Below are 22,633 nucleotides of genomic sequence, written 5' to 3' on the forward strand. Positions count from 1 at the left end.
CATCATGACAACTGGTATCGTTTCGGCGGCCTATATTTCCGCGGCTGTCCTTTTCATTCTTTCACTAGGCGGTCTTTCCGGTCAGGAAAGCGCGCGCCGCGCCATCTGGTATGGCATTGTCGGCATGGCGCTCGCGGTCATCGCCACCATTTTTGGCCCCGGCGTTGAAAACCTGTTTATCATCATCCTGATGATTGCAGCTGGCGCGGCTCTCGGGACCTATCTGGCGCGTCGCGTGCAGATGACGGAAATGCCGCAGCTTGTCGCTGCGCTCCATTCTTTCGTCGGCCTCGCAGCCGTGTTTATCGGCTTCAACGCGCATATCGAAGCATGGCGCGTTGCTGGAATGGATGCCATCGAGCGCGCGGGCCTTGTGGGCTTTGCAGGCATTCTTGCCCACAAGACACCTGTCGAACTCGCCATCATGAAGGTTGAGGTCTTCCTCGGCGTCTTCATTGGTGCCGTCACTTTCACCGGCTCCGTGGTCGCATTCGGCAAACTTGCCGGGCGGCTGGACGGCAAGGCGAAGAAGCTGCCCGGCGGGCACTTTCTCAATGCGGGCGCCTTGATCCTGTCGCTGATCCTGATGCTCATGTATTTGAACGGCGCGGGCGCGTGGACGCTCATCCTGATGACGCTGCTTGCCTTCTTCATTGGCTACCATCTCATCATGGGTATTGGCGGCGCGGATATGCCTGTCGTCGTATCCATGCTCAATTCCTATTCAGGATGGGCAGCTGCCGCGATTGGCTTTACGCTCGGTAATGACCTGCTGATCGTCACCGGCGCGCTGGTTGGTTCGTCTGGTGCCATCCTGTCCTATATCATGTGCAAGGCCATGAACCGCTCCTTCATCTCGGTCATTCTTGGCGGTTTCGGTGGCACGACAGGTCCAGCCATGGAGATTTCCGGTGAACAGCTGTCTATTGATGCCGATGGCGTGGCGGCTGCGCTCAATGATGCTGACAGCATCATCATCGTGCCCGGTTACGGCATGGCGGTTGCGCAGGCCCAGCAGGCTGTTTCGGAGCTGACACGCAAGCTGCGCGCAGCCAACAAGAACGTCCGCTTCGCCATCCATCCGGTCGCAGGGCGTCTCCCCGGTCACATGAATGTTCTCTTGGCAGAAGCCCGTGTGCCCTACGACATCGTTCTCGAAATGGATGAAATCAACGAGGACTTCCCGGAAACCGACGTTGTGATAGTTATTGGATCGAACGACATCGTAAATCCGGCGGCGCAGGAAGACCCCAACTCACCAATCGCTGGGATGCCGGTGCTTGAGGTCTGGAAGGCGCGTCAGGTCTTCGTGTCCAAGAGAGGGCAGGGTACAGGCTATTCCGGCATCGAAAACCCGTTGTTCTACAAGGACAATACGCGCATGTTCTACGGCGACGCCAAAAAGTCGGTCTCGGAGCTTCTGGCCAAGATCGACTGAGGTCGCGAAGGCGGGAAATCGACAAATAACAGTGAGGCCAGACAGGATGTCCCGTCTGGCCTCATTTCGTTAAAAGCAATCGCGGAGCGCTTCAGTGAACCGCCGGTTCCTCGCCCTCGAGGAACGTGCGTATCCCGTCTTTTTCGACAGTGGCGAGAAATTCTTCCCATGCGTCCTTGTCGGTCGCAAAAGGTTCGTCCCATGAGGTCACGTCGTCATCCTCGCTGACGACCTCCATCTGCCAATCCTGCTGCGTCCCGGCAGGCCGGAAGATATCGACAAGCACGGTAACGCCGTCATCTTCGAACTCGCCTGAAAATTCCGAGTGCTCGATCTTTTGTTTCTTTGGCATCAGCCACCTGCACCTGTCGGCGCATCCGGCGCCAAATGTTCGGGATATTGAACAGTCTGAGACTGATCGGTATCGAATTCGTCTGGTGACTTCAACAGCCTTACGCCTGGCCCACCAGCCGCAGACGTCTTGTTGTCGTCAATGAAGGAAATGCCAGAAGACTGCAAAAAACTGATTACAGCCCGCAGATGTTCATGCCCACCCTGGCGTAAATCTTCAATGTCCATGACGGCTTCGACAGGAACTTGTGACGACGCGGCAAGCGTCGCCTGCTCCATGCCAAGAAGCACCCGTGCCGCCGCAATCTGTCTGCCTGAAACCTGCTGGTCTTCGCTCATCATGGGGAAACTCTGGCTGCTGTTTCGTTGCGTGGCCCAATCAGTTATCACCCAAGGCAAGATTGATCAACGAATGCCGAATGAAACTGCAAGTTTCGGGGGGGGGGGCTCTGCGCGACCGCGACATCTTGCGGCTGCGCAGACTGAAACGGTATGCCCTCTATATCAGGCTCACCGTTTGAAGTTTGAGTTACATGGCAGTGATACGTTCGCGGTATTTATCGATAATGACAGCGAGGATGATAACGACGCCGGTAATCATCTGCCGCATGAAATCGCTTAGGCCAAACAGGATGAGACCGTTTGCAAGGACGCCAATAATCGCTGCCCCGAGCAAGGTGCCGATGACCGTTCCTCTGCCTCCGCTCAGGCTCGTTCCGCCTATAATTACTGCGGCAATGGCATTCAACTCAAAGCCGATGCCGATGATCGGGCTGGCGATATTCAGGCGCGCCATATAGACCATCGAAGCGATACCGACCAGCGCACCGGCAATCGTAAAGGCTGCAACCTTGTAGACCATGAGCGAATGGCCGGCGAGGCGCACAGCCTCTTCATTGTTGCCGATCCCGTAGAGAAGTCTGCCGAAAACGGTTTTTGATAGGACGAACCAAGCAACGACGACCAAAGCGAGCGCGATCAGAAAAACAACGGGAACGCCGTAAAACATCTTCGACCCAAAGGCGTTAAATGCCTGCGGGAACGAATAGATCGTGCGTGCGTCCGTCACTTCCAGTGCTGCGCCACGGGCAATGTTGAGCATGCCCAAGGTCACGATGAAGGACGGAAGCCCCCAGAAGGCACTGATCCAGCCATTCATGAAGCCGCAGACGACACCGGTGCCCATGGCTGCAAGCGTGGCGAGGCCCACGGCTTGCCAGACGTCGAGATCTGGAATTGTCAGAACAGTTCCGCCAACCACCGCGCACAAAGCGAGCATGGAGCCAACAGACAGATCTATGCCGCCGATCAGGATAACAAAGGTCATGCCGATGGCGAGGATCAGATTGATGGTTATCTGGGTGAGAATATTCGAAATGTTATTGGGACTGAGAAAATGCTGCGTGCTGAATGAAAAGATAGCGATCAGGACAAGTAGGGCTATGCCGATCCCGGCGTCTCGCAGCACAAGCTTCATTGAAAATTTCCCCATGGGCTTCTCTTTGTTCCCTGCAGAGGGCGTGTTTCCAGCTGCGTCCATTTTCAATGCTCCGCCTTTCGCCGTTCGCCCTGATAGGCGTAAGTCAATATTTTTTCTTCGGAAAATTCCGGTCGCGCCACTTCGCCGACGACGCGGTGCTGAGACATCACGAGGATGCGGTCGCATAGCGTCATTAATTCGGGAAGTTCGGAAGATACGACCAGAAGAGCCAGGCCATCTTCTGCGAGACGGCGGATAAGGGCGTAGATTTCCGCCTTAGCGCCAACGTCGACGCCACGGGTCGGTTCATCCAAAAGCAGCACGCGAGGACTGCGTGCCAGCCACTTAGCCAGAACGACCTTCTGCTGGTTACCGCCTGACAAGGTCAGAACATTATCTGCGGGGCCACCATATTTGAGGCGCAGATCTGACCCCAGCTCACGTGTCACGTCGACCTCAGCATTTTTGTCGAGCAGACCGAATTTCGACACTTCACCAAGCGAAGCCAGCGTTACGTTGGCGCTGATTGCCATGGAGAGAATCAAGCCCTGATCTTTTCTGTCTTCCGTAACGAAGCCGATGCCTGCCTCGATCGCATCCTTCGGCGAGCGAAACGCCACAACTCTCTCATCACGGGTGAGCTGCCCGGATATAGGCAATTCCGCGGCTGCGATACCCCGCAGAAGTTCCGTTCGGCCGGAGCCTACAAGGCCTGCAATCCCCAGAATCTCTCCCTGATGCAAGTCGAAGGATATGCCATCCTCGTGCGGAGACTGGGCGTGGCGGAATTTATCAAGGGAGAGGACCACATTGCTTTTGGCGCTGGATGTGACATCGCTCGCCATCTCTCTTTGCAATTGCTTTCCAACCATACTGCGGACCAGCTCGTTCTGGTCGGTATCGGCAATCGCACTTGAAAACACCGTCATTCCGTTTCTGAGCACAGTCACCCGGTCACAGATACGGGAAATTTCATCGAGATGGTGAGATACGAAGATGATGGAAACGCCACGGACGCGTAGCCCTTCGATGATTGAGAAAAGTCGCTCGGTTTCTCGCGACGTCAGGGTCGCGGTCGGCTCATCCAGGATGAGAACCCTGCTGTCCGTCATCAAAGCACGGGCGACCTCCACCAACTGGCGGTGCGCGATGCCAAGCCGTTCAACAGGCCAGCGCACGTCGATATCGCTAAGCCCGATTGCATCGAGCGCGGCGCGCGCCCGTTCATTCATTTCCCGTCGCTTCACCACACCGAAAGCGTTGCGCGGCAAATGTTCTATGAAAATATTCTCTGACACGGAAAGAAAAGGAAGCAGATTGAATTCCTGATGGACGACCTGCAAGCCGTTGGCTTTCGCGTCTCTTGGCGTCTGCGGGGCATAGATCTCTCCCGCTAGCCTGATTGCGCCCGAGTCGGGCTTCACGATCCCGCAAAGAGTCTTGATGAGCGTGGACTTACCCGCGCCATTTTCGCCAATGAGGCCATGGACTTCTGCAGCGTTGACCGAAAGGTTCACGCCATTAAGCGCAATGGTGCCGCCGAAGCTTTTTTTGATATCGTGCAGTTCAAGCATTGGCTTTTGCTCTGCACCCTCTTGTGAGGCGAGCAAAGTAACGCCGGATTGTGAGATTGTCACAGAAGACCCTCCGGAAATTGCCGCACCGGGTGTGTCCGGCGCGGCGGTGTATGGGGGTGTGTTACTTCACGTTGGCTTTTGTAACCAATTCGATGTCGGTCTTGATCCAGCCTTCAAGCTTCGGTCCACCGGCGACGACGGAAAGTGCCTTGTCAATGGCGTTCGCCGCCATCTGCGAGCCGAACTGATCGACTGTGCCGAGCAGCTTGCCATCCTTCAAGAGAGGAGCAACAGCCGGAACGTTGTCGAAACCGACGACCTTGATGTCCTTGCGGCCAGCAGCATCCAGAGCCTTGATGACGCCGATTGCCATGGAGTCATTGGCAGCGAGAACGCCCTGAATATCAGGGTGTGCAGTCAGCATGTTCGAGAAGACCGAATTGGCTTCTTCGGTTTCCCAGTGGGCTGTGCGCGAATCCAGAAGCTTCAGCTTGCCAGCTGCAATGGCATCGTCGAAACCTAGCTTGCGCTGGGCTGCGTTGTCCGCACCAGGGTTTCCTTCGATGATGACGACCTTTGCGCCCTCGCCAAGATCCTTAGCAAGCGCATCGCCGACCATCTTGGCGCCGGCGCGGTTGTCAGGACCGACAAATGCGAGGTTCACACCGGCATCCTTCTTAGCCTGTTCGTCTAGAGCGACGTCAAAGTTTACGACGGTGATACCGGCATCCATAGCGCGTTTCAGAGGAGCGACCATTGCGCGAGAGTCGGCAGGAGCAATAACGATGGCATCGACACCTTGGGTGATAAAGTTTTCGACGCCGTTTACCTGACTTTCGAAATCTGTCTCGTTCTGCATTCCGATCGCTTTGAGTTCATAATCGCCGCGCTTCTTGGCATGTGCTTCAGCGCCCTCAAGCATGTTCTTAAAAAAGTCATTGGCCAGTGACTTCATGACAAGACCAACCACAGGTTTGTCTGCAGCCGTTGCGATTGTGGGCAGGGCTGTCGTCAGTGAAAGTGTGAGAATCGATGCAATAGCGAAAATTTTCATGAACATTCCTCCGTTGATCCGATAGCCCTCCAGCCATCGGTGAAACGTTTCATAGGCTCTATGACAACGTAGGATTTTGGTAATGCCAAATTTTTGACACGTCAATATGAAACGTTTCATAAGGAATTAATTGATAAAGTCTTCACCCGCTGCAGCGGTCTGTCGGTACATAGGAGTGAAGCTTGAAGCCGACTGTTAAAGACGTGGCACGTGATGCGGGTGTATCGATTGGCACGGTGTCGCGTGTCCTATCAAAGAACGCCACCGTCAACGAAGGCATCAGGCAGCGCGTTGAAGAGTCGATCGCGCGACTTGGTTACAGTCCCAGCAGTCTTGGGCGCAGCCTGCGGCTGAACAAATCCGATATCATCGCACTGGTGATTCCCGATATCACCAATCCATTCTTTGCTGATCTCGCAAAACATCTCGAAGTCCTAGCATCAGCGGCAGGCTATTCTGTGTTGCTTGCCAATACCCATGATGACCCGGAAGCTGAAAAGACCCAGGTTCAGAGCCTGCTTGGGCGCGTCCCAGCGGGAATTGTAATTGCTCCCGTCAGCAACAGTTTTGCAGGTGAGCGACTATCGAAAGGTGTGGCCTGCGTCACAGTCGACCGCCCGCTTGCAGGCTATTCCCTCGTATCGGTGGACAATGTTGAGGGAGGACGCCTGGCTGCCGAACACCTGCTGGAACTCGGCCACCGACGCATCGGCTACATCGCTGGCCCAAGCACCACAGAGGTTTCGCTTCAGCGACTTCAAGGTTTCTGCGATGAAATTGTTTCGGCGCAAACCCGGCTTGGCGGAGAGATTCAGTTTACGTCGGTAGAAGGCCATTTTGATTATAAATCCGGCGAAGAGATGGGTAGGCGTCTGCTCTCCGTTCCGGAAGAGATGAGACCGACAGCAATCGCGACCGCCAACGACCAACAGGCAATCGGGTTGCTCAGATGTTCACGCGACATGGGTATCCGTGTGCCGGAAGACCTCTCCATTGTTGGTTTTGATGATATACCACTCGCGTCCCTTGTTTTGCCTCGCTTGACAACAATCCGCCAGCCTGTTCAGCAAATCGCGGAAATCGCCGTGCGCGCAGTGCTGGAGCAGCGATCAATCGACGGCCCCATTCTGCTTCCTCCCAGCATCATAACAAGAGAATCAACGGCGTTTTTATCCTGAGCGCGGCCAGCTTTCCAAAACGGCCGCGTTGCGTGGGCGCTGAAACGTTTGCATCAAGACACTCTGGCGCCGGACTTTGCCTCGACGGTGATTGCCGCCATGAGATCGGAACCTCAAAGCGCCTTATGGTGACGACAATTTCTTAGCCACAACCCGTGTTTGGCAGCGCTGTTATGACCCACTCAGCTAGTGCAGTCCGCCAACGCCAAGCAGACGGTCGACAACCTCATGGTCGCTCGATAGGGCTTTTGGCGTGCCGCTCCAGGCAACGCGGCCGCGCTCGAGGATTATGACTTGATCGGCGAAGTCGAGTGCGCTTTGAATACGCTGCTCAACGAGAAGAATTGTCATGTCACCTGTCTTTGCCAATTCCGTAAAGGCAATCATAAGCTCCTCGCAGATGACGGGAGCAAGCCCCTCAAGCGGTTCGTCGAGCAGAAGAATGGCCGGGCGGCCCAGAATGCTTCGCGCAGTTGAGAGCATTTGCTGCTCGCCGCCAGACAGTTGATTTCCGAAGTTGCGGCGGCGTTCCTTCAGTCTCGGAAACATCTGAAAGGCCTCTTCAATGGCGGTCCTGGGCCGGTTTTTCAGTCCAACCAACAGGTTCTCCTCCACAGTCAGTGTCTGAAAGATACACCGCGCCTGGGGAACATAGCCCAGTCCGGAATGTGCCCTTGCCGCACTCGCCAGGCCGGTCACATCGTTGGTGCCGATGCGGATGCTTCCATCGTAATGCCGGGTCTGCCCTGCCAGGGTGGCAAGCAAAGTCGTCTTGCCCATACCGTTACGTCCAAGTACGGCCAGACGGCCGCCAGTTGCGACTGAAAATGAAACCTTGTCGAGAACCTGCGTTGGGCCATAACCGGCAGACAGGTTCTGCACCTCAAGCGGCATGGCTGGCATTGGCGTAGCTCCCCAGATAGGCTTCGCGCACGCGCGCATCCTTGGTAACATCGACAGGCAGGCCATCGAAGATGATGGTGCCTGCCGCCAGCACGATAACCCGCTTTGCAAAGCGGAAGACGAGATCCATGTCGTGCTCGATCATCAGCACTGCGAGATCTGACGGGAGGTCGGCGAGCGCCTTTTCAATCCGGCCGGTGTCACTTTGCGGAACGCCTGCCGCAGGCTCATCGAGAAGCAGCACCTTTGGTTTGAGTGCCATTGCAACAGCGATTTCCAGAAGCCTTTGCTGCCCGTAGGCAATCTCGCTCACGCGGCGATGCATCAGTTCTTCCAATCCAAGCGTGGTCAGCATCTGCTCGACCTCGGTCATGATGTCTGGCATCGTCAGGAAATTGCCGAACATCCTTCCCGACCTGCCTTGTCGTTGCAGGATGGCGAGGCCGACATGCTCAGCCGGTGTCATCTCCTGAAACAGGCGGGTTACCTGAAACGACCGTACAAGACCGCGCTTGACCCGTCCGGCTGCGTCAATGCGCGTAACCGTTTCGCCACCGATGCGAACATCGCCGGAATCAGGCGAAAGATTGCCAGTCACAAGGTTGACGAAGGTCGTCTTGCCAGCGCCATTCGGGCCAATCAGAGCAACGCGATCGCCGGGGTCCATGCTGATCGAGACGTCATTGGTGACGGCAAGGCCGCCAAAGGATTTCTTGAGATTGACGACTTCGAAGGCCGGGCTCATCGCGGTATCTCCCTGCGCTGTTTGAAGAAATTGGCCGAGGTACCGTAAAGGCCTTTGGGGGCAAACAGCACGACTGCGATGAGCAGAACGCCTACCATCGTCAGCCAGTGAAACGGGTTGGCGGCAGAAACATAATCTTCAAACAGCATGAAGATGACGGTGCCTGCGAGGGCGCCGAACAATGACCCGGTGCCACCAAGTACCAACATGACGAGGCTTTCGGCAGACAGTGTAAATGAGAGGCTGTCCAGGCCGACGACCTGCGTAGAGATTGCGTTGAGTGCTCCGCCCACTCCCGCCACGGCGCCTGAAATGACATACATCTTTATCAAGGCCGCTTTCGGCGAGGCACCCATGGCCTTGATGCGAATGGGGTCTTCCTTGATCCCACGGCAGAGCATCCCGAATGGAGAGCGCACCAGAAAGCGCAACAGAATAAAGATGAGCACCAAGAGACAGACTCCGAAAACATAAGCCGTCTGGCCGTAGAGATCGAACTCGAAATAGCCGAACACGGGGTCTGCCGAAATGCCGCTCAGGCCGTCGCTGCCTCCTGTCCAGGATGAAGCCTTGTTGGCAAATTCATGAAAGAGATGGATGAGAGCAATGGACAGCACCAGTTGCGGCAGGCCGTGCGCCCGCAGGATGACAATGCCGCACACCAGTCCGGCAACGGCACCTCCAATTATTCCTACCAGCGCCATCAGCAATGGGTCGGTTACACCGTAATGAGCAGATACGATACCGGCAGCGTAAGCGCCTGAGCCGAACAGCGCCGCGTGCCCCAGCGTCGCCACACCGCAGTAACCGGTCACCAGATCGAGTGACAGGACCAGCAGGGCAATGCCGATGATGCGGGTGAGCAAGGCGAGATTGTCTGGAAAGACGAAGTATCCGAGAATGGCAATCGCGATAATGACAGCAACCCCGGCGAAATCCTTGCTGACGGAGCGGTGAGGCGCGGCCAACGGCGCGTGGTGCTGTACTGATTGACTTGTGCTCATGCTAATTCTTCCTTCCAGCAAAACCGCGCGGGAATACGCAGATGAGCGCGATGACGGCGAGGTAGAAGAAAAATTCTCCAAACTCGGGCATGAGATAGCGTCCCGTCGTATCGATGCCACCCAGCACCAGACAGGCAATCAGTGCGCCGGGAATGGAGCCTGCGCCGCCGACTGAAACGACGACGAGAAAAGTGACCATATAGCGAAGCGCGTAATATGGCTCTACGGGCAGCAATTCAGCGCCGACGACCCCGCCAAATGCGGCGAGACCAACGGCGACTGCGAAGCTGAGTGCATAGATGATTTCAGTCCGCACGCCCAAGGCGGCTGCCATAGCGGCGTTATCGACAGAGGCACGCAGTTTTACGCCAAAGCCAGTTCTCTCGATGGTGAACCACAGGCATACCGCCACCACGATGCCCGAGGCGATCGCAAATAGCCGATGCATGGGAATAGTCCGAAATACAAGGTCGGCAGAGCCTTGCAATTCTGCAGGCAGGGGGATGGTCTTGAGAGTGGGACCCATGACGTAGTTGGCAATGCCGATGACACAGAAAGTGATGCCAATCGTCATCAGCACATGCGTCAGCTCGGGCGCTCCGTAGATGCGGCGATAGAGAAATCGCTCTATCGGCACCGCGATGATGATGGTGCCCACGACAGCGGCCAACACGCCAACGCCGTAGCCAAGCCCCAGGTCACGCGTGGCGTAAGAGGCGATGTAGCCACCAATCATCGCAAATGCGCCATGTGCCAGGTTCACCACGCGCATCAGGCCCATGGTTACCGAAAGCCCGATCGAAATGACGAACAGCACCATGCCGTAGGCGAGGGCATCGACCGCGATGCTGAAGACAGTCTGCATGAGTTGAACCAATGCTTTAAGGAATTCTAGATGGAGAAACCGCCTGAATACTGCCGTGCTTCAGGCGGTTGAGACGAGCAAAATGCTGCTTTATTTTGCTGCTGCGAGACCCGGATCGCCCTGCTTCTCGAAGGTCTGAATTTCCTTGTTGTAGAACTTGCCAGCTGGATCCTTGGCAACCTCGCGCAGATAGATGTTCTGCGTGATGTGACGGCTTTCCGGATCGATGGAAACGGGTCCGCGTGGGCTTGTCCAAGACAGACCCTTCACGGCTTCGACTGCCTTCTCGGCATCCTGCTTGCCGCCCGTGGCTTCGATCATCTTGTAGATGACATGCATCCCATCATAGGCGCCCACTGCCGGAAAGGTCAGTTCGGCTGGGTTGCCGATTGCTTTGCTCGCAGCCTCGACAAAGGCCTTGTTTTCAGCCGATTCGTGCGAAACCGCGTAATGGAAGCTGGTCAGCATTCCCAGTGCGGCATCGCCAAGGGCTGGAAGGTCGGATTCCTGTGTCAGGTCGCCAGGTGCGAAGACCTGAATACCTGCGTTCTTCAGGCCGTTTTCATTGTAGGCTTTCACAAAACCAAGTGTGGTTGGGCCCGATGGAAGAAAAGCAAAGACGCCCTGAGCGCCGGAGTCCTTGATCCGTTGCATGATCGGGCTGAAATCATTCGTCGAAAGCGGCATACGGATCGCTTCGACAACTTCGCCGCCGGCTTTTTCGAAGCCCGCCTTAAAGGCATTTTCAGCATCGACTCCCGGGCCGTAGTCGCTGACGACGGAAATGACTTTCTTTACCCCCCGGTCATAGGCCACCTTTGCGATGGGCGTTGACGTCTGCCATGTGGTAAACGAGGTGCGAACCACTAGCGGGCTCTTGGTAACGATGGCGGATGTCGCCGCATTCATGACGATGAGCGGCGTGTTGGCCTGTTTCAGGATAGGGGTTACGGCCATGGCGTCGGGCGTGAAATAGAAGCCCGCGAGATACTGGACCTTCTCCTTGACGACCAGTTCTTGCGCTAGCGCCTTGGATTGCGCCGGGTCGGCGGCCGGCAAGTCGCGATAGATGATCTCGATCGTGTCGCTGCCAACCTTGTTGCCATTGGTCGTCATGTAGGCGTCGATACCCGCCTTGAAATTCTTGCCCTGCAGAGCAAAAGGACCGGAGAATGGCCCGACGACACCAACCTTTATCGTATCGGCCTGAGCAACCGTGCCAAAAACGAGCGCGGCGGCAGCGGCCAAAAGCAGCTTCTTCATGTTTTTCTCTCCCTTTGTCGGCGCACTCCCTCGCCGGTCAGTAGCACGTAATGCTAATATGGCGAGTTTGTCACCGGGGGTGTCATTCTTAAAATGAAATAAACGCGCGAATATATAACTTATTGGTTATGTTTACGGGTGCTCGCTTCACCTCCTTCCGCTACCCTCATGAGATGGGGCTCTGGCAGAGCCGAGGCGGTTTAATAAGTTCAAACCATTTGGAAGATCGAGAGCGATTTGCGCACGTGCATTTTCGCCACAGCATCCCAGAATAACGACCCTCAGTCCAGACTGGCGTTGTTTTGATCTGGTGTTCACGCATTGCGTTCCGTTAACATGAGTTATAAAGTCATATTAAATTGGTTATCGACCATCGCAGGAAAGCTGGGGCGGTTTATGAAGAAGCTGTTGGATGTTGTTCGTTTATGAGTACGGCATTATTGCACCTTTTAAGAACGCAGGAGAGTGACCGCCTGTTACGGTTCTTCCGAAGTCGCCTTAGAAATCGTGAAGATGCCGCAGACGCGATGCAGGAAACTGCGTTGCGCGTTTTACAGGTGTCCCAGACAACATCGATTGAAAATCCGAAGGCCTACCTGTTTCAGATCGCAAAATCGGTCGCGCGGCTCACGATCATCAAACAGGTGCGCGAACGGCCCCTACTGGTTTCGCTGGAAGCCGGGCTTGAGGTTGCCTGTGACAGTCCTAATCAGGAACAAATCGTCACGGGGCGACAGCATCTGGCCGTGATGGCACAGGAAATCAGTGCTCTGCCGAAGCGGTGCCAGGAAGTCTTCATCCTCAGTCGTATTCATGGCTTTCCCAATGGCGAGATCGCAGTGCGGCTCGGCATATCTCGAAACATGGTGGAGAAGCATATCATCAAAGCGTTGCTTCATTGCCGTGATGCCAGAGCGAAATTGAACAGCCGATAGAGCTACACGCGCTCGCATGTTCTTTGCTCGACATATAGATATGCTGACTGGAATCAATTGAGAATGGCAAACACCCATGCGTGACCAACAAAGCGAGGCGACAGATGATGGTCTGGCCGAACAGGCGGCGCTGTGGGTGGCGCGCATGCAATCGGCTGACGCATCGGCATCCGACCGACAGGCATTCGAGGACTGGCTGGCGGCAAATCCAGCGCACAACGACGCCTATCAGGAAATGGCTGCACTTTGGGGCGACTTGCGTAATGTCCCTCTGGCGCCTCGTCATCGGCGATCAGGGTCCAAACGCACAGCACTGGCAATAATCTGCATTCTGTGTCTGGGTGGATTGTCCGTTTTCCTGTCTCAGCGAACGGGTTTGATCGACCGCCTTCATGCCGATTATTATACAGCGGTCGGAGAAACACGTGTGTTGACTCTGGAGGACGGAACTCAGGTCAGTCTGAACTCCGATACAGCTGTGGAAACACGATATGCCGAGCAAGAACGGCGTGTCGTTCTGCTGCGCGGTGAAGCGTTTTTCGATGTGGCGAAAAATCCGCAACGCCCCTTCATTGTTGATAATAACGGTCTGACAGCCAAGGCAATTGGAACTCAATATGCAGTGCGCTCCCGCAATGGAACGCTGCCACAAGAGGTTCAAGTTGAAGAAGGCGAGGTCCAGGTCGAAACGAGTTCAGGCATTACAAGACTCGGTGCCGGAGACGTGGTTACACTGGACGCTCATGGAGCGGCCATCGTCTCCCGGCAGGATGTGGCCACCAATACAGCCTGGCGCGAAGGAAAACTCGTTTTTTCTGGTCAGTCGCTTCGACAAGCGCTCAATATATTGGCGCAATATCGTCACGGCCGAATTATCATTCTCGATGAAACCGCCGCTCGTTTAAGTGTTTCAGGCATTTTCGATCTTCGCGACACCGATCAGGCGCTTCGAATTCTCGAAACCAATCTCCCGGTCACAGTGACGAAGCTGACCAGCATGGTTGTGGTCGTCCGCTCACGATAATTTTTTTGAAAAAGCACGTCAGGATGTCTGGGTCCTTTTTACTCTAGGTCTGCAGGAAGCAACGCGCGTTTGCGCGGTGCGTCAATGACCAGGCGTGAAGGGGTACTGAATGATTTCGTCAAAATACGTGCACATGAGAATGGGGCTGGCGACAACCACTATGATTGGACTGTCGATAGCAACTGCCGCAGGACCCACGATTGCGCGTGCTCAGACCGCAGCGGCTGCCCCTGCTGTCGCGACGTTATCCGTTCCTGCCGGTCCCCTCGAAAATGCTATTCTGACGCTGGGACGCCAAGCCAATCTGCGCATGCTCTATCCTTCGGCAATTACCAAAGGAAAGACGACCGCCGGCGTTCGGGGACCGCTCAGCGTTTCAGCGGCAGTAACGCAGCTGCTCGCTGGCTCCGGTCTGAGTTTCACCATCACGGAGTCCAATACGGTCCGTATTTTCGATCCTGCTACCACGCAGCAGGAAGCCAACGGAAATGGTGGCTCTACGGTCCTTGAGACAGTCGTTGTCCAGGGCTCCGGCAATGAGGGTGTAGCGGGTATCGTCGAGTCGAAAGGATACGTGGCGAAATCCGGTCGGAGTGCGACGAAAACGAATATGAATGTAGCCGAAACTGCACAATCGGTATCGGTTGTCAGCCGAAAACAACTGGATGACAGGCAACCACAGAACCTCAAGGAAGCAATCGATTACACCCCAGGCGCACGTAGCGGTGCCTACGGTACTGAGCCACGCTTTGACACGTTCAAGCTACGCGGAATAGACCTGACATATACAGGTGTATTCCGAGATGGTCTTCGTCAGATCAGCAGCCCCAACGGTCTGTTCAGGCTTGAGCCCTACGGCATGGAAGCGGCAACGGTTCTGCGCGGCCCCGCAGCGTCGATCTATGGTGCAAGCAGTTCCGGCGGGATTGTCGACATCGTTTCTAAGCGGCCGACGGAAGAGCGTGTGCGGGAGGTTGAACTCCAGTACGGTTCCTACGGACGTGTCCAGGGTGCCTTCGATCTCTCCGGTCCAGTGACGGATGATGGATCTGTCCTTTATCGTCTGACAGGCGTTGCCCGCGATGCGCGTAATGAGGTGAAAGCCATCAAGGACGATCGCGTCATGATCGCTCCTGCTGTGACGTGGAAACCGGATGAAGGTACGAAGTTCACGGTGCTCGGCGAGTACATGGACTCAACCACAGGCGGAACGTGGGGTTACGTCAACACTTATAACAGCAACTATGTGTCGACTGGCGCAACGCCTGTTTACAGTGGAGATGCTCGTTTCAATGACTTCGACCAGAAGCAGTGGCGCATAGGCTACGAGCTCGAACACGAAATAAACGACACACTGACGCTACACCACAAGCTGCGCTATTCCGATCTTTCGACCAGGCAAGAGTGGGTGGACAGCAGTTATCCCGGCATTGTCTACGAAGACAATAAGGGCTTGGCGACGGACACTTATCTCGAAGCTGAGTTTCAAACTGGGGCCGCCCAACACAAATTGATCGGCGGCATTGATTACAGCTTCATGGAGTATACGTCGCGCCAGGGAGACGGACCGAACCGCTTTACTCCCACCTCCACCTACGTTCCCGCTATCAATTATGTCGAAACGCAAAAGCAGAGTTCGATTGGTCTTTATGTTCAGGACCAGATTGAACTTGATGCATGGCGGATCGGACTTGGCCTGCGGCATGATTGGCACGACAGCGACTATACCAGCGCTGGCACCGGCGGTTCCAGAAATGACAGCGTAACAACCGGACGGGCCTCGATTGGATATGTGACGTCCTGGAATGTCATGCCCTACATCAGTTATGGTACGTCCTACTTCGCCAATACGGGGGTGATCCTGGCGGGTACGCAAAGTCAGGCAAACCCAACTCGTGGCAAACAGTACGAGATCGGCGTCAAGTATGAGATACCAGATCAGAACATTCTTCTTTCCGCCGCCTATTTCGATATCAGGCAGAAGGACGCATCTCTCTATGACACCAACACCATGTCACTGCGTCAACTCGACCTTCACTCCCGCGGGATTGAATTTGAAGTCACGGCGTCACTCGACAATGGTTTGAGTTTTACCGGCGGCTACTCCTACAACGACGTTGAAATAACCAAGCAGACTCCGGCTACGGTCGGCAATCAGCTCAACTCTTCACCGTACCACATGTTCTCGCTCTGGGCAGATTACGAGGTCCAGAGTGGACCACTGGAAGGGCTGGGTGTTGGCGCTGGTGTCCGCTATGTCGGGTCCAGTTTTGGTGATGATGCCCATACGAGGGTCATCAACAATGGCGCGCGTACATTCGTAGACGCGGCCTTGCGCTATGATTTGGGCAAGCTGAACGACGCGATGGAAGGCGTCAAGCTGCAGGTCAATGCCACCAACTTGCTCGATGAAGTCAATCAAGTCTGCACGACTGGCTACTGCCTCTTTGATGAAGGTAGAAAACTCGTCGCCAGCGTCAAATACAACTTCTGATGACGACGCCAGATGCAAGAGGCGTGCAGCCGTCGCCCGCAATCGTTTTCGCTGCGGTCGGTGGTCTTTATGTCGGGCAAAGCGTCATTGGCGGCTTCACCTTCCTCGGGCTTCCTGCTGTTTTAAGAACGGCAGGACTTCCGCTTGATAAGATCGGCCTGCTTTACCTGATCGTGCTGCCATGGGCGCTCAAATTTCTTTGGGCGCCATTCATCGAACGTTTCAGACTTCCCCGCGTTGGCAAAAACAGGTCAAGGATCATCGTAGGCGCGGGAGTGGGAACCTGCGCATTCGGTCTTGTCATTCTCGCATTCGCCGGACCATCGCCAGTCATCGTCGCCATTGCGATCCTGTTCTTTATCGCTGTCGTGACTGCAACTGTTGATATTGCGTGCGATGGCTACGCAGTTGAGGCGCTGTCGAAAGAACAACATGGTTGGGCAAATGCGGCACAGGTGGGGGGTGCCTATCTAGGCTCCGCCATCGGGGCAGGATTGTTCCTTGTTCTTGTCGACCTTTACGGTTGGACGACCGCGACCCTGGTTATGGCGGCCCTCGTTGTCCTGCTCATGTTGCCTTTCATGTGCGGGCCATCGGCCATAGCCAGGGTAGAGACGCGTAACCAAACTCCCTCCATGCGGCGCGCACTGAACCGACAAGAGATCAGAAATGGCCTCGTCATCGCGGCTCTCTATGTCGCAGCCCAAAAATGGGGGCTGGCAATGCTTGGTCCTTTCCTTATCGATTACGGGTTCAGTCTCGCATCGCTGGGACTTCTCAACGGTGCAGGAAGTATGATCGTCGGGTTTGCCGGAGCGCTCTTAGGCGGAATGTTGGTCCGCCTCTACGGGTCTAGACGCGTACTTCTCTTATCGATCATTGCGCAGTCGCTTTTACTGTGCGCCTTTGCGCTCCTTGCCCTTCACCGCGAGACGGCACACTGGATTGTCATGACACTCGCCATCACCAGTTCTTCCGGAGTCATGTCTATCGGCTTTGTCGCCCTTTATGCATGCTTCATGGGCTGGTCGGATCCTCGCCAGGCAGGAGTGGACTTTACACTATTCCAATGCATGGACGGCATTGTCAGCATGGCGGGCGGAATAGGCGCAGGCACAATAGCCGAGCGCTTCGGTTACCAGACATCGTTCCTGATTGCCGCAGGCATCTCTGCCCTCGTCGCTCCGATTCTAACGCTACTTCTGAAGCGAAGTGATGCTTTAGCGAAAGCGGTGAAATACAGTCAGACACAGTAGTTTTGACGCTTTTGTCTGCACTGGGTCGATCCTCAAAGTCAGCTAGGTCTACGGCTGGGAAATTTCGTCAGGGCGGCGCTCAGACGAGCAACTTCTGTTTCCGGCCCGCCTGACTGATCTGAAGCTGACGGATCAAGAAATCGTTTTCCGCACCGATAAAAACCGCCTAGCGCCGCCTGTTTATGGCCGCGCTCCAGCGGGCTCGTCTGCCCGTAAACCGATGCCGCCTCAGCCCGGCGTGTCGCCGCTACTAAAATAAGCGTCCTCTCATAAAATGTGGACAGCCTGCGGGAACGTGATTGACAGTCCCGGACTTTCGGATATTCTTTTATTAAAGCCTATATAACATAATAATGGAACATCTAAAAACCGGGAGCTTCGCATGAGACTCAAGCTAGCATTTCTTGTTGCCACAGCACTTGTTGCCGCACCTTCGCTTCTCTCAGCCCAGGAAAAGGGCGGGGTGATGAACGTCGCCACGATTGGCGAGCCGCCAACGCTTGATCCGATGGCTTCGACGGCCGATCTCGTCGGCATCGTGACGCAGCATATGTTCGAGACGCTTTACACGTTCGACAAGGAGTGGAAGGCGACGCCTTTGCTGGCCGACAGCCTGCCGGAAATCAGCGCAGATGGTAAAGTCTACACGATCAAGCTCCGGTCGGGTATCAAGTTCCACGATGGTTCGGACATGGCTTCGGACGATGTGGTCGCATCATTGAATCGTTGGATAAAGGTCGCCTCACGCGGAAAGCAGGCCGCTTCCTTTATCGACAAGGTCGAGGCTACCGATCCTTCGACTGTCACCATCTCCCTCAAGCAACCATATGCGCCGCTCGTTTCCCTGCTGGCCTTCAACAACTCGGCGGCAATCATTTTGCCTGCGGAAAAGCAGGACGAGCCGATGAAGGAGTTTATCGGTACCGGGCCTTACATGCTCAAGGAGCGCAAGGCCGACCAGTACATCCAGCTCGTTCGGTTTGATGGTTACACATCGCGCTCCGGCGAGAGCAATGGCTATGGCGGCGCGCGTCACCAGTATCTCGACGAGATTCGCTTCGTTCCGGTGCCCGATGCCAATACGCGTGTCGAGGCCGCCGTTTCCGGGCAGTATGACTATATAGACAGCCTGCCGGTTGAGTCCTTCGACAAAATCAAGTCATCGACGGCGACGGAGCCTGTCGTGCTCAAGCCGTTCGGCTACCCCGTCTTCGTTTTCAATACGGCGGAAGGATTGGCCAAGGATGTGGCCATGCGTAAGGCCATCCGCCAGGCATTGAGCATGGAAGACATGATGGCGGCAGCCTTCGGCAGCACGGATTTCTATGCGCTCGACGGCGATATCTATCCGAAGAATTTCGTATGGAATACCGATGCCGGTGTTGAGGGTAGCTACAACCTTGCGGACCCTGAAGGCGCGGCAGAAGCGGCAAAAGCTGCAGGTTATGACGGCGAAAAGCCCATCCGTATCCTGACCAGCCGCCAGTATGAATTCCATTACAAGATGGCGCAGGTGGCCGCGGAATATCTGAAACTTGCCGGTTTCAAGGTGGATATGCAGGTCGTGGACTGGGCGACGTTGACGCAGCGCCGGGCCGACAAGGCGCTGTGGGACATCTATATCACCCACAGCCCGTTCCTTCCTGAGCCTGCACTCATCGGGTCTCTCGCTCCGACCTCTCCGGGTTGGTGGGATACGCCATTGCGCAAACAGACGGTTGAAGCCTTCTCCGCCGAGGCTGATCCGGAGAAACGCCTGGCGCTCTGGGCAGATGTCCAGAAGGCCATGTATGCGGAAATTCCCTACATGAAAATCGGTGATTTCAATGGCTTGACGGCCAAGGCGAAAAAGGTCGAGGGCGTTGATCCCGCTCCCTGGCCCTATTTCTGGAATGCTTCGATCAAGAAGTAACGCCTCTCCGATCGGCCCGATGCCGCCTGTGAGCGGTGTCGGGCTCGAGAACGTTTTTCATCCGGAGCATGAAGAGAGAACTATATGATCCGCTATATTCTCCAGCGCCTTTTCGGCATGATCGTCGTGATGTTTCTCGTCGTGACCATCGTCTTCGTCATTGTGCGCGTTACACCTGGAGATCCGGCAGCGGTGATGCTGGGGCCGGATGCCTCAGCTCAGGATATCGCGGATCTGCGCAGTCGGCTCGGGCTCGACCAGACGCTACTCGTGCAATACTTCATTTATATAGGGCAGATGCTGAAAGGCGATCTCGGCCAATCAATCTTCCTGAACATGCCGGTGACGTCCGCCTTGATGGCCCGCGCCGAGCCAACATTCTTCCTCACGCTGTTCTCGCTTCTGATCGCCAGTGTCATTGCGTTGCCCATCGGTATCTACGCCGCCTATCGCCGCGGCTCGTTCGTCGATCAAGCCGCGACAACAGTGGCAATGCTCGCCGCTAGCATCCCCAGCTTCTGGCTCGGCCTCATCCTCATGCAGACCTTTGCCGTGCGGCTGAACATCTTTCCCGTCTCCGGCTATGGTGGGCCGGATTCGAGTTTCTTGGAGCGAATGTATCATCTGACGTTGCCAGCCTTCGCGCTTGGCATGGTGTCCTCGGCCCTAATCCTGCGCTTCACGCGCGCCTCCATGCTGGACGTTTTGGGTGACGACTATATCCGCACCGCTCGCGCCAAGGGTCTGGTGGAAAGACGCGTCATTCTCAAGCACGCCCTGAAGAATGCGCTGATACCCATCCTCACCGTCATCGGCCTTACCGCCGCCGTGCTGATTTCAGGAGCTGTCGTTACCGAAACGGTCTTCGGCTTGCCCGGCGTCGGAAGTCTTGTCGTCTCAGCGGTTTTGCGGCGGGATTACCCGGTCATTCAGGGTGCGCTGCTGGTCATCGCCGCGCTCTATGTCCTCATCAACTTCGCAATCGATATGCTGTACCTGGCGATCGATCCGCGTGTGCGTTACTAAAAGGAGCGCCACAGATGGTCGATATATCCGCAAATATCGCAAAGCCTGAGGCAAGCGAAGGATCGAAGTTTCTTCGGCGGTTCCTCAAGCGCAAGACAGTCGCGGTCGGGCTGCTCATCTTGGTCGTGTTTGTGCTGCTGGCTGCGCTTGCTCCATGGATCGCCCCCTATTCTCCGTCCAAGCTGTCCATCGTCAACCGATTGAAGCCGCCGGGTGAAATGTTCTGGTTCGGCACCGATGAGTTCGGCCGGGATGTCTTTTCACGCACCATCTACTCCGCCAGACTTTCCCTGTTGATCGGCGCGTCGGTGGTCGTCCTGTCGGCAGCCATCGGCGTGACACTTGGGCTTCTGGCCGGATTCTTCCAGAAGCTCGATACGCCAATTGCCCGGCTGATCGATGCAATGATGGCGTTTCCGGACATCCTTCTGGCCATTGCGCTGGTGGCAGCACTCGGCCCCTCGCTCACGACCGTCATCATTGCGCTGTCGATCGTCTATTCGCCACGCCTTGCCCGTATCGTCCGCGCTTCCACCTTGGTTATCCGCGAGCTACCTTACGTGGAGGCGGCGCAGGCACTTGGCATCTCCACCTTCCACATCATGACACGGCATGTGCTGCGAAATCTGCTCTCGCCGATCCTGGTGCAGGCGACCTTCCTATTTGCCAGCGCCATGCTGGCCGAAGCTGGCCTTTCCTTTCTCGGGCTCGGCGTCAGCCCTGAAATTCCAACCTGGGGAACCATGATCGCCAGCGGCCGCCAATATATCGGACAGGCCGACTGGATGACCTATTTCCCGGGCTTTGCCATCATTCTTTCCGTGCTGTCGCTGCAAATGGTCGGCGATGGCTTGCGGGACATGCTCGATCCAAGACTGCGAAGGGATTTGTAATATGACAGGGGAAAACGCAAAGCCGCTCCTCCTTACCAACGTCAAGCCAATGGCTTTCGGCGAAACGACACAGACTGGCACGACCGATATTCTGGTCGGCGCCGACGGGAAGATCGCCGCCGTCGGCCAATCCATTGACGCCCCGGCGGATGCCACCTGTATCGATGGCAAGGGTGCCTGGATTTCACCTGGCTGGGTCGATCTGCATGTTCATATCTGGCATGGCGGTACCGATATTTCCATCCGCCCATCCGAATGCGGCGCAGAACGCGGCGTCACGACACTTGTGGATGCAGGATCTGCGGGCGAAGCCAACTTCCACGGTTTCCGCGAATATATCATCGAGCCGTCGAGAGAGCGCATCAAGGCGTTCCTCAACCTGGGCTCCATCGGTCTTGTGGCCTGTAACCGGGTGGCGGAACTGCGGGATATCAGGGACATCGATCTTGATCGCATTCTTGAATGCTACGCGGAAAACAGCGAGCACATCGTCGGGCTGAAGGTGCGCGCCAGCCATGTGATTACCGGTTCCTGGGGTGTTACCCCCGTCAAGCTTGGCAAAAAGATCGCCAAAATCCTGAAGATTCCTATGATGGTGCATGTCGGAGAGCCACCGGCGCTCTATGACGAGGTGCTGGAAATTCTCGGTCCCGGCGATGTGGTCACCCACTGCTTCAACGGCAAGGCGGGTTCATCGATCATGGAAGACGAGGACCTCTTCAATCTGGCAGAACGCTGCGCGTCTGAAGGGGTGAGGCTGGATATCGGCCATGGCGGTGCGTCTTTCTCGTTCAAGGTCGCGGAAGCGGCAATCGCGCGTGGCCTGCTGCCGCATTCCATCTCGACCGACCTACATGGTCATTCCATGAACTTCCCCGTCTGGGATCTCGCAACGACGATGTCGAAGCTCATGTCTGTGGGAATGCCGTTCGATAAGGTCGTCAACGCGGTTACGCACGCGCCTGCCGAAGTCATCAAGCTCGACATGAACAACCGGTTATCGGTGGGTGCACGGGCGGATTTCACGATTTTCGATGTTGTCGATTCCGACCTCGAAGCCACCGATTCAAACGGCGACGTTTCGCAACTTAAGCAACTCTTTGAGCCGCGTTATGCAGTGATCGGCGCGGAAGCTGTCGCCGCCAGCCGTTACATTCCCCGGGCGCGCAAGCTTGTTCGCCATAGCCACGGTTATTCCTACCGTTGAATGCGCCAGAGATGAAAACAGATATCCG

General features: G+C 55.9%; 20 protein-coding genes. 10 read left to right on the plus strand and 10 right to left on the minus strand.

What is annotated here, in order from left to right:
• Positions 1-4 precede the first annotated feature (4 nt).
• A complete protein-coding gene (locus tag QRN85_RS02890) occupies positions 5-1,438 on the plus strand; it encodes an NAD(P)(+) transhydrogenase (Re/Si-specific) subunit beta (RefSeq protein ID WP_113170145.1) in 1,434 nt (477 codons plus the stop codon).
• Between the two features lie 91 nt (positions 1,439-1,529).
• Here QRN85_RS02890 and QRN85_RS02895 read toward each other — a convergent pair whose 3' ends face one another.
• The 5 genes from QRN85_RS02895 to QRN85_RS02915 form a co-directional block, all read right to left on the minus strand.
• Positions 1,530-1,790: a hypothetical protein gene (locus QRN85_RS02895; protein ID WP_113217966.1), complete on the minus strand. Its 261-nt coding sequence runs from the start codon at positions 1,788-1,790 to the stop codon at positions 1,530-1,532.
• A complete protein-coding gene (locus QRN85_RS02900) occupies positions 1,790-2,131 on the minus strand; it encodes a hypothetical protein (RefSeq protein WP_062587938.1) in 342 nt (113 codons plus the stop codon). Before QRN85_RS02900 ends, QRN85_RS02895 begins: the two co-directional genes overlap by 1 nt.
• A 187-nt stretch (positions 2,132-2,318) precedes the next feature.
• Positions 2,319-3,281: an ABC transporter permease gene (locus QRN85_RS02905; RefSeq protein WP_113098132.1), complete on the minus strand. Its 963-nt coding sequence runs from the start codon at positions 3,279-3,281 to the stop codon at positions 2,319-2,321.
• Positions 3,282-3,331: 50 nt separating this feature from the next.
• Entirely contained in the window at positions 3,332-4,843 is a 1,512-nt protein-coding gene (locus QRN85_RS02910; protein WP_284757250.1) for a sugar ABC transporter ATP-binding protein, read from the minus strand.
• 124 nt (positions 4,844-4,967) lie between these two features.
• Positions 4,968-5,900, minus strand: a complete 933-nt coding sequence (locus tag QRN85_RS02915; protein WP_284757164.1) for a sugar ABC transporter substrate-binding protein — start codon at positions 5,898-5,900, stop codon at positions 4,968-4,970.
• 182 nt (positions 5,901-6,082) lie between these two features.
• On the opposite strand from QRN85_RS02915, the gene QRN85_RS02920 reads away from it, so the two are divergent.
• On the plus strand, positions 6,083-7,078 hold the full coding sequence (locus QRN85_RS02920; RefSeq protein WP_284757165.1) for a LacI family DNA-binding transcriptional regulator: 996 nt from the start codon (positions 6,083-6,085) through the stop codon (positions 7,076-7,078).
• A gap of 186 nt (positions 7,079-7,264) precedes the next feature.
• Here the strand turns inward: QRN85_RS02920 and QRN85_RS02925 are convergent, their stop codons facing one another.
• The 5 genes from QRN85_RS02925 to QRN85_RS02945 all read right to left on the minus strand — a co-directional run bounded on the left by QRN85_RS02925 (position 7,265) and on the right by QRN85_RS02945 (position 11,858).
• Entirely contained in the window at positions 7,265-7,981 is a 717-nt protein-coding gene (locus tag QRN85_RS02925; RefSeq protein ID WP_284757166.1) for an ABC transporter ATP-binding protein, read from the minus strand.
• The gene (locus QRN85_RS02930; protein WP_284757167.1) at positions 7,962-8,726 is read right to left on the minus strand and encodes an ABC transporter ATP-binding protein; all 765 of its coding nucleotides are present in this window, start codon (positions 8,724-8,726) and stop codon (positions 7,962-7,964) included. Before QRN85_RS02930 ends, QRN85_RS02925 begins: the two co-directional genes overlap by 20 nt.
• Positions 8,723-9,730, minus strand: a complete 1,008-nt coding sequence (locus QRN85_RS02935) for a branched-chain amino acid ABC transporter permease (RefSeq protein WP_284757168.1) — start codon at positions 9,728-9,730, stop codon at positions 8,723-8,725. Before QRN85_RS02935 ends, QRN85_RS02930 begins: the two co-directional genes overlap by 4 nt.
• Position 9,731: 1 nt before the next feature.
• Entirely contained in the window at positions 9,732-10,595 is an 864-nt protein-coding gene (locus QRN85_RS02940) for a branched-chain amino acid ABC transporter permease (RefSeq protein ID WP_113091771.1), read from the minus strand.
• A gap of 90 nt (positions 10,596-10,685) precedes the next feature.
• Positions 10,686-11,858, minus strand: coding sequence for an ABC transporter substrate-binding protein (locus tag QRN85_RS02945; protein ID WP_113091770.1), 1,173 nt, complete (start codon positions 11,856-11,858; stop codon positions 10,686-10,688).
• Between the two features lie 425 nt (positions 11,859-12,283).
• On the opposite strand from QRN85_RS02945, the gene QRN85_RS02950 reads away from it, so the two are divergent.
• From QRN85_RS02950 to QRN85_RS02985, 8 genes are all read left to right on the plus strand, one after another.
• Positions 12,284-12,793: a sigma-70 family RNA polymerase sigma factor gene (locus QRN85_RS02950; protein ID WP_502870756.1), complete on the plus strand. Its 510-nt coding sequence runs from the start codon at positions 12,284-12,286 to the stop codon at positions 12,791-12,793.
• Between the two features lie 76 nt (positions 12,794-12,869).
• Positions 12,870-13,817, plus strand: coding sequence for a FecR family protein (locus QRN85_RS02955; RefSeq protein WP_284757170.1), 948 nt, complete (start codon positions 12,870-12,872; stop codon positions 13,815-13,817).
• A gap of 109 nt (positions 13,818-13,926) precedes the next feature.
• Positions 13,927-16,311: a TonB-dependent siderophore receptor gene (locus tag QRN85_RS02960; RefSeq protein WP_284757171.1), complete on the plus strand. Its 2,385-nt coding sequence runs from the start codon at positions 13,927-13,929 to the stop codon at positions 16,309-16,311.
• Positions 16,311-17,567, plus strand: coding sequence for an MFS transporter (locus tag QRN85_RS02965; protein WP_284757172.1), 1,257 nt, complete (start codon positions 16,311-16,313; stop codon positions 17,565-17,567). The genes QRN85_RS02960 and QRN85_RS02965 overlap by 1 nt, the downstream gene beginning before the upstream one ends.
• Positions 17,568-17,949: 382 nt before the next feature.
• Positions 17,950-19,479, plus strand: a complete 1,530-nt coding sequence (locus tag QRN85_RS02970) for an ABC transporter substrate-binding protein (RefSeq protein WP_284757173.1) — start codon at positions 17,950-17,952, stop codon at positions 19,477-19,479.
• Positions 19,480-19,563: 84 nt separating this feature from the next.
• Positions 19,564-20,505 carry an ABC transporter permease gene (locus QRN85_RS02975; RefSeq protein WP_162734731.1) on the plus strand — a complete coding sequence of 314 codons (942 nt, stop codon included), beginning with the start codon at positions 19,564-19,566 and terminating at the stop codon, positions 20,503-20,505.
• Between the two features lie 14 nt (positions 20,506-20,519).
• Positions 20,520-21,398: an ABC transporter permease gene (locus QRN85_RS02980; RefSeq protein ID WP_113091764.1), complete on the plus strand. Its 879-nt coding sequence runs from the start codon at positions 20,520-20,522 to the stop codon at positions 21,396-21,398.
• Between the two features lies 1 nt (position 21,399).
• Positions 21,400-22,605 carry an amidohydrolase/deacetylase family metallohydrolase gene (locus QRN85_RS02985; protein ID WP_284757174.1) on the plus strand — a complete coding sequence of 402 codons (1,206 nt, stop codon included), beginning with the start codon at positions 21,400-21,402 and terminating at the stop codon, positions 22,603-22,605.
• Positions 22,606-22,633: the final 28 nt, after the last annotated feature.

Source organism: Agrobacterium sp. fls2-241-TYG-188a (genome assembly GCF_030209845.1).

Excerpts from the sequence above, each read along its gene's own strand:
- QRN85_RS02890 (WP_113170145.1), top strand. The coding sequence starts at position 5 with ATGACAACTGGTATCGTTTCGGCGGCCTATATTTCCGCGGCTGTCCTT.
- QRN85_RS02895 (WP_113217966.1), bottom strand. The coding sequence starts at position 1,790 with ATGCCAAAGAAACAAAAGATCGAGCACTCGGAATTTTCAGGCGAGTTC.
- QRN85_RS02900 (WP_062587938.1), bottom strand. The coding sequence starts at position 2,131 with ATGATGAGCGAAGACCAGCAGGTTTCAGGCAGACAGATTGCGGCGGCA.
- QRN85_RS02905 (WP_113098132.1), bottom strand. The coding sequence starts at position 3,281 with ATGGGGAAATTTTCAATGAAGCTTGTGCTGCGAGACGCCGGGATCGGC.
- QRN85_RS02910 (WP_284757250.1), bottom strand. The coding sequence starts at position 4,843 with ATGCTTGAACTGCACGATATCAAAAAAAGCTTCGGCGGCACCATTGCG.
- QRN85_RS02915 (WP_284757164.1), bottom strand. The coding sequence starts at position 5,900 with ATGAAAATTTTCGCTATTGCATCGATTCTCACACTTTCACTGACGACA.
- QRN85_RS02925 (WP_284757166.1), bottom strand. The coding sequence starts at position 7,981 with ATGCCAGCCATGCCGCTTGAGGTGCAGAACCTGTCTGCCGGTTATGGC.
- QRN85_RS02930 (WP_284757167.1), bottom strand. The coding sequence starts at position 8,726 with ATGAGCCCGGCCTTCGAAGTCGTCAATCTCAAGAAATCCTTTGGCGGC.
- QRN85_RS02935 (WP_284757168.1), bottom strand. The coding sequence starts at position 9,730 with ATGAGCACAAGTCAATCAGTACAGCACCACGCGCCGTTGGCCGCGCCT.
- QRN85_RS02940 (WP_113091771.1), bottom strand. The coding sequence starts at position 10,595 with ATGCAGACTGTCTTCAGCATCGCGGTCGATGCCCTCGCCTACGGCATG.
- QRN85_RS02945 (WP_113091770.1), bottom strand. The coding sequence starts at position 11,858 with ATGAAGAAGCTGCTTTTGGCCGCTGCCGCCGCGCTCGTTTTTGGCACG.
- QRN85_RS02950 (WP_502870756.1), top strand. The coding sequence starts at position 12,284 with ATGAGTACGGCATTATTGCACCTTTTAAGAACGCAGGAGAGTGACCGC.
- QRN85_RS02955 (WP_284757170.1), top strand. The coding sequence starts at position 12,870 with ATGCGTGACCAACAAAGCGAGGCGACAGATGATGGTCTGGCCGAACAG.
- QRN85_RS02960 (WP_284757171.1), top strand. The coding sequence starts at position 13,927 with ATGATTTCGTCAAAATACGTGCACATGAGAATGGGGCTGGCGACAACC.
- QRN85_RS02965 (WP_284757172.1), top strand. The coding sequence starts at position 16,311 with ATGACGACGCCAGATGCAAGAGGCGTGCAGCCGTCGCCCGCAATCGTT.
- QRN85_RS02970 (WP_284757173.1), top strand. The coding sequence starts at position 17,950 with ATGAGACTCAAGCTAGCATTTCTTGTTGCCACAGCACTTGTTGCCGCA.
- QRN85_RS02975 (WP_162734731.1), top strand. The coding sequence starts at position 19,564 with ATGATCCGCTATATTCTCCAGCGCCTTTTCGGCATGATCGTCGTGATG.
- QRN85_RS02980 (WP_113091764.1), top strand. The coding sequence starts at position 20,520 with ATGGTCGATATATCCGCAAATATCGCAAAGCCTGAGGCAAGCGAAGGA.
- QRN85_RS02985 (WP_284757174.1), top strand. The coding sequence starts at position 21,400 with ATGACAGGGGAAAACGCAAAGCCGCTCCTCCTTACCAACGTCAAGCCA.